Origin of the sequence: Paenibacillus sp. AD87 (assembly GCF_001659845.1) — a bacterium.
In the GTDB taxonomy this organism is placed as follows: Bacteria; Bacillota; Bacilli; order Paenibacillales; family Paenibacillaceae; genus Paenibacillus; species Paenibacillus marchantiae.
On sequence record NZ_LXQN01000019.1, the window covers coordinates 571,050 to 588,246 of the forward strand.

General features: G+C 47.7%; 12 protein-coding genes. 3 read left to right on the top strand and 9 right to left on the bottom strand.

Going from position 1 to position 17,197, the window contains the following annotated elements:
• Window positions 1-31: 31 nt before the first annotated feature.
• From gpAD87_RS26245 to gpAD87_RS26280, 8 genes are all read right to left on the bottom strand, one after another.
• Complete coding sequence (locus gpAD87_RS26245; RefSeq protein WP_064641757.1) at window positions 32-844, bottom strand: carbohydrate ABC transporter permease; 813 nt, start codon at window positions 842-844, stop codon at window positions 32-34.
• Entirely contained in the window at window positions 844-1,830 is a 987-nt protein-coding gene (locus gpAD87_RS26250; RefSeq protein WP_064641758.1) for a carbohydrate ABC transporter permease, read from the bottom strand. The genes gpAD87_RS26245 and gpAD87_RS26250 overlap by 1 nt, the downstream gene beginning before the upstream one ends.
• Before the next feature lie 24 nt (window positions 1,831-1,854).
• Window positions 1,855-3,117, bottom strand: coding sequence for an ABC transporter substrate-binding protein (locus tag gpAD87_RS26255; RefSeq protein ID WP_064641759.1), 1,263 nt, complete (start codon window positions 3,115-3,117; stop codon window positions 1,855-1,857).
• A 129-nt stretch (window positions 3,118-3,246) separates the two neighbouring features.
• Window positions 3,247-4,431: a response regulator transcription factor gene (locus gpAD87_RS26260; protein ID WP_064641760.1), complete on the bottom strand. Its 1,185-nt coding sequence runs from the start codon at window positions 4,429-4,431 to the stop codon at window positions 3,247-3,249.
• Complete coding sequence (locus gpAD87_RS26265) at window positions 4,409-6,154, bottom strand: sensor histidine kinase (RefSeq protein WP_064641761.1); 1,746 nt, start codon at window positions 6,152-6,154, stop codon at window positions 4,409-4,411. Before gpAD87_RS26265 ends, gpAD87_RS26260 begins: the two co-directional genes overlap by 23 nt.
• A gap of 193 nt (window positions 6,155-6,347) precedes the next feature.
• On the bottom strand, window positions 6,348-8,054 hold the full coding sequence (locus gpAD87_RS26270; RefSeq protein ID WP_064641762.1) for an amylo-alpha-1,6-glucosidase: 1,707 nt from the start codon (window positions 8,052-8,054) through the stop codon (window positions 6,348-6,350).
• A 292-nt stretch (window positions 8,055-8,346) separates the two neighbouring features.
• Window positions 8,347-10,335: an LTA synthase family protein gene (locus gpAD87_RS26275; protein WP_231952867.1), complete on the bottom strand. Its 1,989-nt coding sequence runs from the start codon at window positions 10,333-10,335 to the stop codon at window positions 8,347-8,349.
• Window positions 10,336-10,643: 308 nt separating this feature from the next.
• A complete protein-coding gene (locus gpAD87_RS26280) occupies window positions 10,644-11,141 on the bottom strand; it encodes an antibiotic biosynthesis monooxygenase family protein (protein ID WP_063567321.1) in 498 nt (165 codons plus the stop codon).
• Window positions 11,142-11,471: 330 nt separating this feature from the next.
• On the opposite strand from gpAD87_RS26280, the gene gpAD87_RS26285 reads away from it, so the two are divergent.
• From gpAD87_RS26285 to gpAD87_RS26295, 3 genes are all read left to right on the top strand, one after another.
• On the top strand, window positions 11,472-13,793 hold the full coding sequence (locus gpAD87_RS26285) for a helicase C-terminal domain-containing protein (protein ID WP_064641763.1): 2,322 nt from the start codon (window positions 11,472-11,474) through the stop codon (window positions 13,791-13,793).
• A 166-nt stretch (window positions 13,794-13,959) separates the two neighbouring features.
• Complete coding sequence (locus tag gpAD87_RS26290; RefSeq protein ID WP_064641764.1) at window positions 13,960-15,438, top strand: alpha-amylase; 1,479 nt, start codon at window positions 13,960-13,962, stop codon at window positions 15,436-15,438.
• 202 nt (window positions 15,439-15,640) lie between these two features.
• Entirely contained in the window at window positions 15,641-16,255 is a 615-nt protein-coding gene (locus tag gpAD87_RS26295) for a hypothetical protein (RefSeq protein WP_064641765.1), read from the top strand.
• 103 nt (window positions 16,256-16,358) lie between these two features.
• Here gpAD87_RS26295 and gpAD87_RS26300 read toward each other — a convergent pair whose 3' ends face one another.
• Window positions 16,359-17,105, bottom strand: coding sequence for an MBL fold metallo-hydrolase (locus tag gpAD87_RS26300; RefSeq protein ID WP_064641766.1), 747 nt, complete (start codon window positions 17,103-17,105; stop codon window positions 16,359-16,361).
• Between the last annotated feature and the right edge of the window lie 92 nt (window positions 17,106-17,197).

Sequence of the window (17,197 nt, forward strand, 5' to 3'; positions counted from 1 at the left end):
GATCATCATTCCCTTCCTCTATTTGTGTGTCCTATCCTTTAATACCTGTCGTGGCAATTCCGCCGACAATGTAACGCTGGGCGAAGAAGAAAATCGCAAGTGGCGGAATCGAAATTAAGCAGGTGATGGCCATGATGGATTGCATATCAACACCGTACATGCCCTTAAATTGAGATAGGCCAAGTGTTAACGTATATTTCGTCTGATCATTCAGGAAAATGAGCGGTCCCAGATAGTCATTCCAACAACTCATGAACTGGAATACGGAGACCAGGATCAGCGAAGGGCCCATTAGCGGCACGATGATTCGCAGTAGAATCGTCATTTTACTAGCGCCGTCAATCGTCGCTGCTTCATCCAGCTCCCGGGGCAGGGTCATAATGAACTGCCGCAACAAAAAGATATAATAGGCAGAGCCGAACCACGACGGAATAATCAGCGGTTTGAGTGTATTGATCCAACCCAAATAGTTAAACTCCATATACTGCGGAATCATCGTTACTTCCCAAGGGATCATCATGGTTGCCAGAACGACAAGAAATAGGAAATCACGCCCCTTGAACTGGAATCTGGCGAAGCCGTAAGCGACGAGCGTACAGGATATCAGCTGACCCAGGGTGGATAGAACCGTAACGAGCAGTGTGTTTTTTAAAAATAAATTAAAGGGCTGGATGTTCCATGCCTCTGCGAAGTTACTGAATTTCCAGTCGGACGGAATCCATTTGGGAGGAAACAGATAAAGCTCCTGCGGTGATTTCAGCGCCGTGGTCACCGCCCAGAACAGTGGGGCGATGAACAGCAGTGAGAACCCAATCAGCAAAGTGTATGCAACTATTTTTTTCATCAGGACCGCCCCCTTTTACTGACCTTAAGTTTCTTCTGCGGCTGCTTTTTCATTTCACCTTCATAGAACACCCAGGCTTCCGAAGATTTGAATACCAGAAACGTCAAGGTAAGCACGATCAGAAACATAAACCAGGCGTTGGCGGCAGAGTAACCCATTTTAAAATATTTGAAAGCGTTCTCATACATGTACATCGCATAGAAATAGGTTGATTTCATAGGCCCGCCTCCCGTAAGTAGCAGGGCGAGAGTTAACTGCTGGAATGCTGCAATAATCGATGTGATGAGATTGAACAGAATAGTTGGCGTAATCATCGGAATGGTTACACTCAAGAACTTTCGGATTTTACCTGCTCCGTCGATTGAAGCGGATTCGTACAAGTCCTTAGGAATGCCTTTAAGTCCAGCCAGGAAAATAAGCATCATCGATCCCTGTCCCCAGAGGCTGGCAACGACCATGGCAACAAGCGACCAATTCGTATCATTCAGCCAATCGGGCCCCTGAATGCCAAGGACAGACAGGAAATAGTTCAGAATTCCATAGTCTCCGCTGTATACCCACGACCAGATCATGGCAAGCGCAACACCTGAAATTACAGAGGGAAGATAAAATGCCGTACGGAAAATGGCGCTTCCTCTTACCCTTTGGTTGAGCAGCATGGCGAGTCCGAGTGCGACTACAATATTGAGCGGAACGAAGAGGGCTGCAAATTTCAATGTTACAAATAGTGATTTCCAAAAAAGCGGATCATTCGAAAACATCTCTACGTAGTTGTCTAGCCCGATAAAAGTTACCTTACCTACAATTGGCCAATCAAAAAATGAAATGACCAGTGAGAACAGCAGGGGACCTAACGTGAAGACAATAAATCCAAATATCCAAGGGAAGATAAAGAGGTAGGGCGCAAGCCCACCCCATCTACGTTTTTTCAAGGCCTTAAGGGTAGCTGTCGGTTCTGATGTATTCTGCAGGTAGGTCTGAGCCATCTCCTAACCTTCTTTCTACAAGTGTTATTTCAAAAATCGCTCGCTATCCTTAACCGCCTGATTCAGCGCTTCTTGGGCATTGCTGCCATGCATGACTGCTTCCACTGCAGCCGACAGCTGTCGGTTCACTTCATTCCACTTCGGATTGAGTAGAAATGCAGGTGTATTGTCCGAACGCTCAAGCATGGTGTAATAAGGTTTGTAGAGCGGGTCCTGATCCTTCTTGAGTTCGTTTACAACACTTTGTCGTACTGGCAGGTCAGCAACGCGCATTTTGATCGATTCATTAGAGACATAAAATTTAACGAATTCCCATGCCAGATCTTTGTGTTTGGAGTCTTTGGCAATAGAGAGGGCAGATTCTGCAAGTACACCTTTAACCGGTTTGCCTGGAAAAGCCGGAATTTCGACTGTACCTACATCAACTCCCGCTTGTTTGAATGATTCGAGCGGCCAGATTCCGCTTTCCCACATGGCGATTTTGCCACCTTTAAAAATATCATCACCGCTTTGCTGGCCTTTACCACCTGTGAGCACGGCACTGCCGTTCTTGACCATATCACCAAACATTTGGATAGCTTCAGCGGTTTCTTTACTGTTCATGTAGCCTTCGATGGTTTTACCATCCGGGGAAATAAAGGAGCCACCGTTGCTCCAGACAAAGCCCTGCAAGTCATACGTATCATTCTCGGCACGGGCACCGAAGCCGTACTGCTTCTTGGATGTGTCCGTCAGCTTCTTAGCGATATCCTGAAAGTCGCTCCATTCCCATCCGTCTTTGGGATAAGGGACACCGGCAGCATCAAAGAGCTTTTTGTTATAATAGACGACACGAGTCGTGAAGCCTGCCGGAATGCCGTATAACTTATCGTCAATTTTTCCATAGTTGAACAATCCTTTGTAAAAATCATCTATCTTCAGGTCTGTATCCTTCTCTGCGAAACTATCCAGTGGTTCAAGAGATTGATGGTAAGTAGGGAAATCCCACATGTACATGACGTCTGGCGGGTTACCCGCTCCAAAGCCTGCGGCGAGCTTCTGGTCAAATCCGTCCGCATAGGCCTCAACCTGCACCTTTGTACCGGGATGTTCTGCTTCAAACTTCTTGGCGATATCCTGCTCAATTTTGAGCGCGTCTCCCGTATCCCAGGTTGCAAAACGAAGCGTCTTCGTCTGATCCGAACCGCCGTTCTCTGGATTGGCTGTTCCAGCGTTACCGCTACATGCAGACAGTATAGATACCATCAGCGTCGTTGCAAGGACAATGTGTGAAATTCTTTTTTTCATATTGTCAGCTCCCTGTCAGTGAGGTTTATAATAATTGAACCGCTTTCATCGTAACGCGAATGAAAGCGGTTCAAAACGTGTATCTATTCGAATGTTGTTGTGATTTTGTTCGAATTGTTGAAGCAGGTGTCAATCTGTTCGCGACCCTTCGTCTTTTTGTTGGGTACGGTAATGGCTCGGTGTCTGACCCGTACAGCGTTTGAACCATTTGCTAAAATATTTGCTATCCCCAAGTCCTGTCCGCTCCGCAATTTCCTGCATGGTTAGATGTGTATCCCGCAGTAAACCATAAGCAAGGCGCAGTTTCCGTTTATATTGGAAGGCAATGAAGCTATCACCGACAGCCTTCTTAAACAAAATGGAGAAATGACTGCGGCTGAGCCCAACCTCTTCCGCCAGTTCGCTGGCTGACCAGTCAGCTGCGGGATTAGCATACAGTAGATTCACGGCTTTCCAGATCGGTTCTGGCCAATGATTTACGGATATCCCATACAGCTTCTCTAGCTCAGCTTCTTTATGAAGGTTTTGGAACGCCTGCTTCAGATCATCGCTGTGGAGCAAGGATTCTTTACGAGTCCACTTCAACTGACTGTATTTGCTCTTACTCTCTACCAGAAGGCTGTCTGCTGACCCTCGCAGTGAATCAGGAACGATCCAATAGTAGTATTCTTCTCCATAAGGAATGATCGTACCCTCGCGCATGCTGCGGTCATTCTTCTCAGCTTCTTGTAGTAGCTCGGTCCAAGATGCTCCGCATTCTGTCGTTCGAATCAGATATATCACCAGCGGCAGACCATTAACATGCGATTGACCGCCATGCAGCTTCTCCAGTTCCTCTGGAAATTTACAGCTATGTCCGTTCAGCCAGGCAAAGAGCAGTGTTTCCATACGTTCTTCATCTTTTAAAAATGGGGGAGCGGAGACAGAAAGTTCCTGCTGGAACTTCTGTAACATGTCTTCAAGTTCTTCGTCCTCAAAAGCGGTTTTCAAAAGATATCCGGAGGCCCCAAGTTGAATTCCCTGCTGTGCGTATTCAAAATCTCGGTGGCAACTGAGTAGAATTATTTTGGTCTTCACATCCATCTCCTTTATCTTGCGAGACAGCTCAATGCCATCCATCTCTGGCATTACAATATCTGTTATTACAATTTCAGGCCGATGCTCCAGAAAGGCTTCCCAGGCTTTTTGTCCATTGGGCGCGTCAGCTATAACTTCCATTCCAAATTTCTCCCAAGCTACGGTCGAACGTAGGCCTTTCCGTACAATGCTCTCATCATCTGCAATCAGCACCTTAATTCTCTTTGCTGTATCCATCCGGACGCTCCTCCTCTTTGGGCCAATGAATGACAATCGCTGTACCTTCACCCTTGGTCGAATATACTGTAAGTCCGTACTGCGAGCCGAAATGCAGTTTGAATTTCTGGTCTGCGTTCTGGACGCCTAATCCTCCGCGACCACGACGTGTTGGATCTGGAACAAGCAAACGCTCCCGTTTTTCTTCCGTCATACCTGCTCCATTATCCCGGAGAGTCAGCAGAAGCTCATTCTTTTCTATGGTGACATCCAGCTTAATTACACCTATTCCATCCGTGAAGCCGTGGAAAAATATATTTTCAAACAGCGGCTGCAGAGTCATACGCGGGATCAGATACTGCTTCAGTGAGTCCTCACAATTCAGCTCATAGCTGAACACATTTCCGTACCTGATCTCCTGAATTTTCAGGAAATGCTCAATCATGCGTAGTTCTCTGCCCACCGTGATCAGTTCCTGCGATATATCCAGATTTCCTTCCAGCACCATCGTTAAGTGATATAACATCTGACGGATATCATCAGCCCCTTCCAGACGGGCCTTCCACTGAATGGAGTTCAACGTATTGAACAGCAGGTGGGGGTTAATCTGATAATGAAAAGCCTTTAATTCCGCTTCCTTCTTGAGTCGTTCGCTCTGTTCCACTTCTTGTACAAGCGATTGGACACCACTTACCATCCGGTTAAAACTCATATCAAGGCTACCTAGCTCATCTCTACCTTCGATTGGCATCCGTGTATCCAGCTTACCGAAGCTGACCTTCTGCATCGAATCCTTTAGCGTGCGAATACGTGCTGTAAACCTCGATGAGAACAGATAGGCGAATCCAAAGGCAAGCAGACATGAAATAACTGCCACTACAATTGTATTCGACCGAATAATGCCCGAGGACAGGTAGAAGGCTTTGGCAGGTAATCTCGCTTCTATGGTCCACTGGTTCACGGCAAGCGTCCGAATCCATGTAATATCACTATCCTTCTTCGTAAAAGTGGATACGCTCTCATATACAATTCTTCCGTCCGAAGCTTTAATGGTCAGATGTGACTTCGTATCTGTCTCAAACAGTTTGAACATATGAATCAGTTCCTGCGCATTCTCCTCTATGAGTATGGTGCTGCCGTTTTGCGTTCCGTTGGAATTATGAATCGGTACAGCGAGCCCAAGGACGGGAAGATTCGAATCACCTGAGCTGCTCATTGCGTGATTTTGCATATAAAAGCCGAGCCAATATAATCCTTTATAAGAGACGGGTTTTGTCTTCCATTCTGGGATATTTCTCAGCTTGGCAACATCCAAATTGTTCTCTCCATAATAATAGCCAGAGGGTGTAATGATATAGATTCCTGCAGTTTGGTCTGTCCGCAGCGATTTCAGTAGTGCTTCAAAGTCATTCTTCTCAATGATTTCACTATAGCTTACAGGTGCTTGATTCCTTAGATCTGTATGGGCGGGATCAAGCAAATACGAATAGATCGTTTCACTCATTTGTTTCATTCGGCTTAAAGATGAACTCGTTTGTTGTTCCAACTGCGCTACGGCATTTTCACCATATTTGCCAAACTGGGAATTAATGATTTTGGCGGATTGGTAATAGGACAATGCACCAAGCGAGAGCAGTGGAATCAGAGTCACGATGAGAAAACAGAAGAGCAGCTTGGTCCGTATACTGCGGTAGGAACCAGAGAAAATGCGTTTATTAAGCTGCCTGATCCATTGGATGTTCATAAACGGTTTCCCCTCTCGCTATAACTATATCTACCTGCATTCTAGCATGGACAGGTAGCCTATAGAAGAATCCAATCATTTTATGGTAACGCTTTCAATTTGTTGTTTGCAAATAAAATTTTTCGATGAAACGGGAAAAGCACCTCCCCGGAAAGCTGTTTAAAACAGCAGCCAGGGACGTGCAATATTGGTTTTAGATTGTGTACTCGTGCCCCAGAACCAGGAACACACTTGATGTCCATGTAAATGCCCTGTCACGTAGGCCTTCACCAGTCAGCGCATCGAAGTTCTCCGCCATACCACTCCGGCTAAGCATATTGCAGAAGCGGCGGGATACTTCCCGAGCCAGCTCCAGGTCACCGGCAGCAGCTACGCCCTCCACGAGCAGCATGGTTGATGGAGCCCAGATCGGTCCACGCCAGTACCCGTCTGGTATATAGTAAGGGCTGCTTATGCTCTCGGTCGCCCAACCATTTTCCGTTAGGAAGCGATTCTCTTCCCGCAACCCTTCCAGAAGAAGATCTCTGATGGGTTCAGGCAGGCGTTTGCCCAGTAGGATCGGAACGAATAACAGCAGACTGTCTCCAGCTGAAGGCTCATGTGTACCTGAACGTAAGGAGATAAATCTATCATCTTTCCAGAAGTGGCTGATCATCTTCTCCAGCGTATCATCCGCCAGTTTTCTCCATTCCGAAGATTCCTTCGTAAGCCCAAGCAACCCAGCAATTTCAGCCAGAAGCTCTGTCTGGATAATCAGAAAGGCAGCCAAATCAGGGCTTTCTACAGGAATTCCATTATTAAACGCGGTGCTGTTATCCCAACCGGAATCATTACCGTGGTTATATTGGGGAATCCCATCACCATCATCATCACGATACCGGAACCACCATTTCGTCCACTTGGACAATGGGGCGTACACTTCACGAAGCTGCGCCTCGCGAATATAATCCGTACGTTGCATCATCCAAGCCAGTGTCCATCCGTGAATAGGAGGTTTGTTGCAGTTCCACAGTTCATATTTATCGTTCACAAAGTCAGGAATTAATCCACTCTCATCTTGCCGATCAAAAAAGATCATGAACTGGTCCCACGCCAGCTTTGGATCATGGCGAACAAGCGCCATCGCATTGAAACAGTGGTCCCAGCTCCATATATTCGTCATCCAGTTCTTCGACATATACATAGCTGGACGCGTCAGACAACCCTCCGCCGGAACGAGGCAGGACCAAGTAATGTAAGCCGCGAGCTCCCGCGCATCCTGCCAGCGATCAGGGATCGCAAGACTGCTGTCCAGCCACTGGCTGAATTCAGTCCGAACCGCTTCTACGTCATCATCAAAGGAATCCCATTGTGGGCGAGGCTCCCATACTGTGCGGAACTCCTCAACGGCAAACTCAGCTGTATTCGTGTCTGTATCCGGATTGAACTCTGCGATTACGCGTGAGCTCTTTATTTTATCCCACGGCACTTCCAGCTTCATGTCGCCTACAATTCCAGTCAGCATGAAGCGGCATTCATGGGTGAAGCTATTTACTTCCAAGCTGTTCTTATTCACCTCATATGCATAATCATAAGTTGACGGGATAAAGGTCAACCTGATCCCGCACCCTTTCGAGCGTAAGCGGACCGTGCAGCTATCCGAAATACAGATTTCGGCAAAGATTGCGGGCTCTGGTGAATTCAGCCGGACATTTTCTGGAGAAGCTTCTGCAGTGAATGGAATCGTCTGATTCTGCTGATCCAACAGTTCAATACGGAACGCCTCGCCAAATTTATCATCCCCACCCCGCACAGTTCGTAGGTAGAGGCCCTGCTGTCTATTCTTGCCTTCAGGCAGAAGAGAGACGGCAAGGAACGACTCTCTGCGACTGAAGGGTACAAAGTTCAGATCGAATTTCATAATTCTCCTCCTTCAACAAGGAATAATACGCTTTCATTGTAAACCGCTGCTCTAGGAACAGGAACGTCCAGGTGTCTTCACTAAAGAGGGGAATTTGTTGGCAATGGATGATTCGGGTGGTTATAGGTGTCTTTTTGTTAGATGATTGGGGAGAAAGTGTTAGATATAGAGGTTAGAAGGAATGGAAAGAGCCCATGAATCAGGTCGTTTCAGACCTTTCATGGGCTCTTGTCTTTTTTCATGATGGATTAAAATTGTTAAAGTTAAAAATAAGTTCATTTCGCATGTTGGATCATTTTACGGCATTTCGATTCGGTAACTGACTCAGATAACTGTTGGATAAGTGTAGAAGATCCAAAGCCCGATCGTACTGTTCCTTCGTAATATATTCGGAAGAGGTCGATCCCTCTTCGGTTGGTATGGCAGATGCGGGCACGGCCGGTTCATCCTCCAGACTGTCTGGAATCGTCCCCTTCTCCTGATCAAGCTCTGCCGAGACGACATCCTGTCTCCCGGCATCCGCAAGGGAGTAGTGAGTACCGTCACCGTACCCCGTCTCAGGAACGAACAGTGAAGCATCGTTCAGTACGGAACCGGAGGGCAGATAATAGCGCTCTGGCAGCAGATTATTTCCCTCACGCAGCAAATCCTGCCCGAAATACAGTTGGTTCTGGAGAGAGGCACCGGTCAACCCGGCGATCGTTGGCAGAATATCCACCTGTCCTCCGATCTGTTCCAGCTGAGCTGCCGGCGTGATGCCAGGAGCCGTGACGATAAGTGGAATATTAATCATGTCCGCAGACGTGTACTCCCGACCGTAGATTTCCTGCATGAGCTTTTCGTCAGTCCGATCCAGCGAGTAGATAGGCAGACCCAGATGGTCACCGTAAACGACCAGCACGCTATTTTCCCATAGTGCACGTTCCTTAAGTCCCTCAATAAATTGCCCCACGGCCTGATCGGCATAATGCTGCGATACAAGATAATCCCCTGGCAACGTATTAACGTACCGTTCAGGCAACGTCAGACTTTTTTTATCTTCTGGTAGATGGTAAGGATGGTGTGCAGACATGGATATGATTTGTGCATAGAAAGGTGATCCCGTGTCCTGCATGGCCTCGAGTTTGTCGAGCGTTTTGCTGTACAATACTTCATCTGATGCCGAGAAGGCGATGGAATCCTCTGTTCCGAAATAATTTATGTCATAATACTGGTCAAATCCAAGCGCCTTGTATAACTGATCGCGATTCCAGAAGTGCACATCATTCGTATGGAATGTGGCTGTCTGGTAACCGTTCGCGGACATCAGTCTGGGCAGACTTGGCAATTCCTTATTGGCATAGACGGTAGCTGCAGCTCCGTTGGGCGGTGTATAAAACGATGTATTCACGACAAACTCGGCATCCGACGTGTTTCCCTGTCCCACTTGCTGATAAAAGTTGGGGAAATACAGGCTTTGCCCTGCCAACTTATTCAGATTGGGTGTAACTTCCTGTCCGTCCACCTGCAATCCGATCAGGAAGTTCTGGAATGATTCGAGCTGGAGGACAATAACGTTTCGTCCCTTGGCTGCACCCTCCTCCACAACAGCGGGTAGTGCTGTCGTTTGTTTAATCTCGTCGATATGCTTCTGATCGATTTGATCGAAGGGCACGGGTTTGTCAGGCCGGTCCGCCAGGATGGTGTACGCTTCGTAACCGAGAATCCCCATCTGCTCCGCCTGTGTAATTTCGCTCATGCTCGCCCGATTGGGGTATATGTTGAGCATGCACAGCATCATCGATAGAATCAGAATGACTGAGGCATTCCGTCTTCGAGCCCTTCGTTCAAGCGGCACTCTGCCTGGACGTTCAGTCCCGCCGAGCTTGATCCGCCGACGAATCAGAATCCCCGCGATGACCAGAATATCTGCAAAAATAAACAAATAATACGGATCGAGCAAAGAGAACATGCTGCTCTTGACCGAGGTTACCTGATTAACCTGTGCGAGTGCGTGATAATTGACAATCACACCATAATATTTGTAATACATGATCGCCGCGAAGAAGATGCCCGATAGCACCAGATTTAGTCCGAGATAGAGCCACATCCGGCGTTTGGCTGCGAACCATTCAATGAGACAGAAGCAGATCCAGATCAGCGGCAACTCTGTCAGCAGCGGTTTCCAGACGGGGATGTCATCGAAGATCACAATCCAGGCCAGAGAGCTTTTGATCATCATAATAACGGTAAACACTATAAACGGTCCGCTTAGAAACCGGGTGAGTGAATTGCGTGACAAGTTACCGCCTTCCTTCCTTTCCGAAGTTTCATTTAACAAGTATTATGCTATCTCATGGTATGTCGTGTCAAAAGCACCGAACTTATTGTTTGCTCAATTCTTGCAATTATTGGAAAAAGGAGAGAGGAGCTTGGGATCATTCTTGACCTCACGTATACAAAAAGCCCCTTCCATTGAAGAAGAGGCGGAAGGGGTTATCATTTTAAAGTACAAATAATTAAATGATGCTTGTCCAAAGTGTGATCACAGTATATCTGTAAACTTGCATACAGGTTCTGGGGCATAACATTAGGTTTGTTCCCGTTCGTTTACTCTATGGTGAAGGTCGTGACGAATGAAGGTCTTGGAAACATGGTGGGCTTCTGTGCAGTCAGCCCTTCACTCGTGCTGCGGTTGCGGTGAGCATGGTTATAGGCTTGGGACTGCTGCCAGTTTTTGAAATGATCCTCGGACTGCCAAAGTGTAAGTACGACATACGTATCGTCTTTTAAAGGACGAAGCACACGAATGCCGACAAAGCCGGGTTCGTCTTCCACTTTGCGTGCACGGTTCTTGAAGCGTTCCTCGAAGTCATTCCGTCCATCTTCGGATACGGGTATATTGTTGAGAACGGCATAACCGCCGCCTGTCCAGGAGCCTGCGGCATCGAAGGTTTCATACGCCGCTACGTTGTCATCGGACTCGATGTTCATCAGACGTTCTGTCGATTCAATGGCCAAACGAACCTGTTCCTCGCTGCGCAAAGTCAGATGCGGATATGCAGCAAGTGCATCCGGAATCGGTGAAGGGACCAAATAGATATACATAGAAGATGCCTCCTCATTTAAGTACATTCAATATAAGTTTAACTACACTTTTACACGAGAACGTAGAGGACAGAAATAAGCTGGAGAAGCGAAGCGTTCGCCTTTATCCTCGGATGTTTACCTTTGTAAAAATGAATCAAAAAAATCTGGGGATAACAGCGATCGGAAGATTGTTCTGTCATCGGAGTGGCAAGTGTAACTTTTATCTAGTTCAACTTATACACCCCAACATAGCATATGGGAAAGGACGAGTCCAATCCGCTGATTGGCTGGTTTGAGCACCGCTTTTCGTGATAAAGTATAGTCACTACAAACAGAACGGGTGATCGCATGACAACCGCAATTCGAATATCAGTCAGGCCTTTGGTGGAATATGTGTACCGCAGTGGTAGCATACGTCCAGGGTTCCGCTCGAATGCATCGATGCAGGAGGGAACGCGGATACATCAGCGAGTGCAAAAGGATTACACAGAAGAGGATTTGAAAGAAGTCGTTCTCGAAGTGGAACTGCAGCACGGAGACTTGACCTACGTGGTGGAGGGACGATGTGACGGACTGATTCGTCTGGATGGTCAACTGACGGTGGATGAGATCAAATCAACTGCGGGCAATCTGGACGATCTGGGCGAGGGGGCCCCCGTACACTGGGCGCAGGCCATGATGTATGCCTATATGTACGCCGTTCAGCATGATGAACCCCGTATGCAGGTACAGCTTACATACGTGCACACCGTGAATAATGAGGAAAGACGGTTTCGGCGGATGCTGGAACGGCAGGAGCTGGAACAGTTTGCAGCAGAGCTGGTCGCTGGTTACGCGCCATACGCAGAGATGATTGTGGCTTATGAAGAGAAGCGCGATATAAGCGTGCGAGAGCTGCCTTTCCCTTTTCGTAAATACAGAGAGGGACAGCGCAAGCTGGCAGGAGCCGTATACAAGACCATCCGCGAGGGGCAGGGACTGATGGCGAAAGCGCCAACGGGTATTGGCAAAACGATGTCAGTCCTGTTTCCCACGGTCAAGGCCATTGGTGAAGGAGAAGCCAAACGATTGTTCTATCTGACCGCAAGAACGACGACGCGAGTGGCGGCAGAAGAGGCTTTTGCCCGGATGCAGGCGGAAGGATTGAAGATGCATGTGATCAGTCTGACGGCAAAGGACAAGATCTGTTTCAAGGAAGAGGAAGCCTGTGATACGGGACAGTGTGGCATGTGCGAAGGATATTATGACCGTATTAATGGAGCCGTGCTGGATATGCTGGAACATGAGACGTTAATGACACGCCCGGTTATTGAACAGTACGCGCGCAAGCATCGGGTATGTCCGTTTGAATTTTCACTGGATGCTGCGTATGCAGCCGATGCGGTGATCTGCGACTATAACTATATTTTCGATCCGCGTATCTCGCTCAAACGAATGCTGGAGGAGCAGAAGCGCAAGACGGTATTATTGGTCGATGAGGCACATAATCTGGTCGATCGGGGCCGAATGATGTTTTCGGCAGAGCTGGAGAAGGCCGTCTTTCTGGATGTCAAAAGGGAGTTCCAGACGCTGGGCAGCAGTGTGACCGCTGCCAAAGCCATCGCGGATCGTACGGGTGCCATCGACAAATACCTGATTACGCTTCGCAAAAACGGCGGGGATGAGGGCAAATTGCTGCAACAGGAGGCGCCGGAGGAGCTGATTGAACTGCTGGAGCCTTTTGTCATGGTTGCGGAGCAATGCCTTGTTGAAGGCGGTTCGGGAAATGCCGAGACGGATGAATTGCTGCTGGCAGCCTACTTCACCGCACAGAATTTCCTGCGTATTGCCAAGCTGTATGATGATCGCTTCATTACCTATATGGAATGTGTGCGAAGTGAAGTACGAGTGAAGCTGTTCTGCCTGGATCCGTCCGTGCTGCTGCGCCAGACTGCCAAAGGGTTCCGTTCTACCATTCATTTCTCTGCGACATTGTCACCTCTTGGTTATTACCGGGATATGTTAGGTGCGGAGGAAGAGGATTATACCTTGCGTATTGCTTCGCCTTTCCAGCGGGAACAGCTGGATGTGAGATTGCTGCCATTATCGATTCGCTATCGGGATCGTGAGCGTTCCAGACAGCCTATTGCCAGTATGCTGCGCCAGTTGGTTGCCGAGTGGCCCCATAGCAACCTGCTCGTCTTTTTCCCATCCTATCCTTATATGCGCGAAGTACATGCGACGTATATGGAACAGCCGGGCGAGGCAGAAGTCGTGATGCAGGAGCAGGGTATGAGTGAAGAGGAACGGGAGGCGTTCCTGAACGCGTTCCAGCCACATCCTGAACGAACACGGTTGGTATTTGCCGTTATGGGCGGTGTATTTTCCGAAGGTGTGGATCTGCCGGGTGATCGTCTGAATGGAGTTGTGGTGGTCGGTGCTGGATTACCCCAAATTGGTCTGGAGAACAACGTACTCCGCGATTATTATAGTCGTACAGGGCGAAATGGATTCAATTACGCCTATGTTTTCCCAGGTATGAACAAGGTATTGCAGGCAGGTGGAAGGCTGATACGTACGGAAGAGGATAAGGGCGTACTGGTGCTGGTCGATGATCGTTTCACCGAGGAACCGTATCGTTCATTGCTGCCCGAGGAGTGGCAGGACTACACACGGATTTCACCTTCATAACGATTTATAGCTAAAAGATCGATCGTAAACTTTTCAGCTTTCTTTGCTGTGCATGATTGAAGGGTAGGCCGAAAAGGGTATTACTTGGATAGCATACGAACGAACAAGGACGATACAGATGCATGCCGTGGTCCGCTTCGGAAGCAATCAAGGAGGTCGGTTGGGAATGAAGAGAAATCATACGATGATGCAGTTTTTTGAATGGCACCTGGCCGCAGACGGAAATCACTGGAAACGATTGGCCGAAATGGCGCCAGAACTGAAAGCAAAAGGCATTGACTCCGTGTGGGTGCCTCCGGTGACCAAAGCCGTATCTGCCGAGGATACCGGTTACGGCGTATATGACCTGTACGATCTGGGCGAATTTGACCAGAAAGGCAGCGTGCGCACCAAATACGGTACCAAGCAGGAACTGGTGGATGCGATTGCCGAGTGCCAGAAGAATGGTGTTGCCGTCTATGTGGATTTGGTGATGAACCATAAAGCGGGTGCGGATGAGACGGAAGTCTTCAAGATAATTGAGGTCGATCCCAATGATCGATTGAAGGAAATCTCCAAACCGTTCGAGATTGAGGGTTGGACCAAATTCACATTTCCGGGTCGCGGAGATCAATACTCCTCTTTCAAATGGAACGCCGAACACTTCAACGGTACAGACTTTGATGCCAAGGAAGAACGGAGCGGTGTGTTCCGCATTGCAGGGGAGAACAAGAACTGGAATCAAAATGTCGACGATGAGTTCGGCAACTATGATTACCTGATGTTCGCCAATATCGATTACAATCACCCAGATGTTCGGCAGGAAATGCTCCAATGGGGAAAATGGCTCATCGATACGTTGCAATGCAGCGGTTTTCGATTGGATGCGATCAAACATATCAATCACGAATTCATCAAGGAATTCGCTGCTGAGATGATCCGCAAACGGGGGCAGGATTTCTACATTGTGGGCGAGTTCTGGAACTCCAATCTCGATGCATGCCGTGAATTTCTGGATACGGTGGACTATCAGATTGATCTGTTCGATGTGTCCCTGCATTACAAACTTCATGAAGCCTCTCTGGTTGGGCGGGATTTCGATCTTTCCAAGATTTTTGATGACACCCTGGTGCAGACACATCCAACGCATGCCGTAACGTTTGTTGATAATCATGATTCCCAGCCGCATGAAGCGCTGGAATCCTGGGTGGGCGATTGGTTCAAGCCGAGCGCCTATGCGCTGACGCTGCTGCGTCGTGACGGTTATCCGGTTGTCTTTTACGGTGATTATTACGGCATTGGTGGTCCCGAACCTGTCGAGGGCAAGAAGGACATTCTCGACATTCTGATGTCAGCCCGTTACGACAAAGCTTATGGAGAGCAGGAAGATTACTTCGATCACGCGAACACGATTGGGTGGGTACGCCGCGGGGTGGACGAAATCGAAGGCTCTGGTTGTGCAGTAGTTATCTCGAATGGTGATGATGGTGAGAAAAGGATGTTTGTTGGCGAACACCGTGCTGGCGAGCTCTGGACCGATCTGACGCACAGCTGTGAGGACGACATCACTATTGAGAAAGACGGTTGGGCCACTTTCCATGTATGTGGTGGAGGCGTCTCCGTGTGGGCTCTCCCGAATCAGGGTGAGGAATCTTCCGCTAAATAATACGTTGAGGATCAGTAAATCTTCATATAGAATGTTAAACCACCTGAACTGGCGATCTATCTGCCAGGCAGGTGGTTTATTTATGTTAGGTAGACTAAGCTTATTCGTGTTATCCTTATATGGAATAATAAACCAATATAATGATTGCTATTAAAATAGATTCGTGATCATTTTAGATAGATCATACCGAGGGGGAAATCGGGTGAGGAAATTAGTACAGTTGGGGTTGTTTCTGCTTGTGCTGGCGGTTTGTCTGGGGGCTTGCAGTTTGGGAACAAACAAAGGGCCAAGGGGAGAACCGAAGCGAACGGATGATTATACGCTGAATACCGAGCGAAGAGATTTGACCCAGCGCTTGCTGAAAAATTCGGATTCCTTTCAGGAGCGTTTGCCAGATGATTATACCTTGACTGCTACTGTTAGAGTTCATCATGAATCGGATCTGGACCGCATTATATATGAGATTTCTGTTCAAGAGGCCCGGTTACCGATGGTCAATGTGATACAGTCTTTTACACTTGATCCATCCTTGATGAACAGCATTAACGCCACTGAGCTTCTCAACTCCAATGCGGGAAATACGCACGAGACTACTCTGGGTCCTGGTAAAGAACCGTTGGGATTAAGTTTACTCCGAGATTATATTTTGAAGCCCAAAGCGGAGATCCATAGCAATAGCATTAAAACTTATCAGGATATGTATATCAAAATTTCTTACGGACCAAATGATCAGCGAACGGAAGATTACATTCATGTTAAGGCCAAACCATCTCCTGAAACTATTGAATATATGAAATCATGGAATGCAGATCAATAGAAAGGCAGATCAATAGAAAGGCAGCACCCGAAAAGCTCCTTCAAAGGAACCTGAATGGATGCTGCCTCTTTATTTTGGTGATACATATAGCTCGAGTTGCGTACTACACTTCCAGTTCAAACGACTCCAGCGTGCCCACCATTCTTAGATCATGTTCTTGGTTGAACTGTGCCCGTTTGTCCGCATCAGCGTATTCATCATGATAATGCATGAGCACGGTTTTCTGTCTCACTTCGGCAGGAAGTTGTTGCAGATCCTTCAGTGAGGTGTGTGATTTGATCACCAGATCATGCATATGACATTCGTGGAAGATCAGCTGTATGTCTGCGGCGGCCTGCTCTACCCGTTCCTGATCGAGCGTGCTATCCGCGCTATAGTAGAAGAAGGGCTTTGCAAGAAGGCCATTGCTGACCATACCCGGCACGTGCTGTGTTCGAAAAGTCTCAAACGTTACGCCCCCCAGCTCAAATGTGCCTCCATCCGGTAAAGGTACGATATCATAATAGTCGCTCATCGTACGCTCCCCATCGGTTGTATAACGCATGCCTGGGGATAAAATGTTCCATAACGGATCAACCAGTTCCTCGTGGATAAACAGGCGTGGCTTGCGGTCGCTCACAATCTGTGAATAATATCCGAGCATCTGTACTCCGTTAATATGATCTTCATGCAGATGGGTAATAAACACATTGTGAATATCCGTCATTGGAAAGCCGTATTCCTTTAATGCTTTTGCATTGGATTCCGGAAAATCAATCACCAGATGTGTATCGCCGAATTCGGCCAGCATACTGTTGTGGTGTTGCTCTACACTGAACATGTCTCCTGTACCGAGAAATGTTATTTTCATCCATTTCATCTCCTTCTATCATCTTCAGATCAGCATCAATTAGATTAAAATCAGTATACCTCGTTCCAGGAAATATGCCTAAATCAACCTTT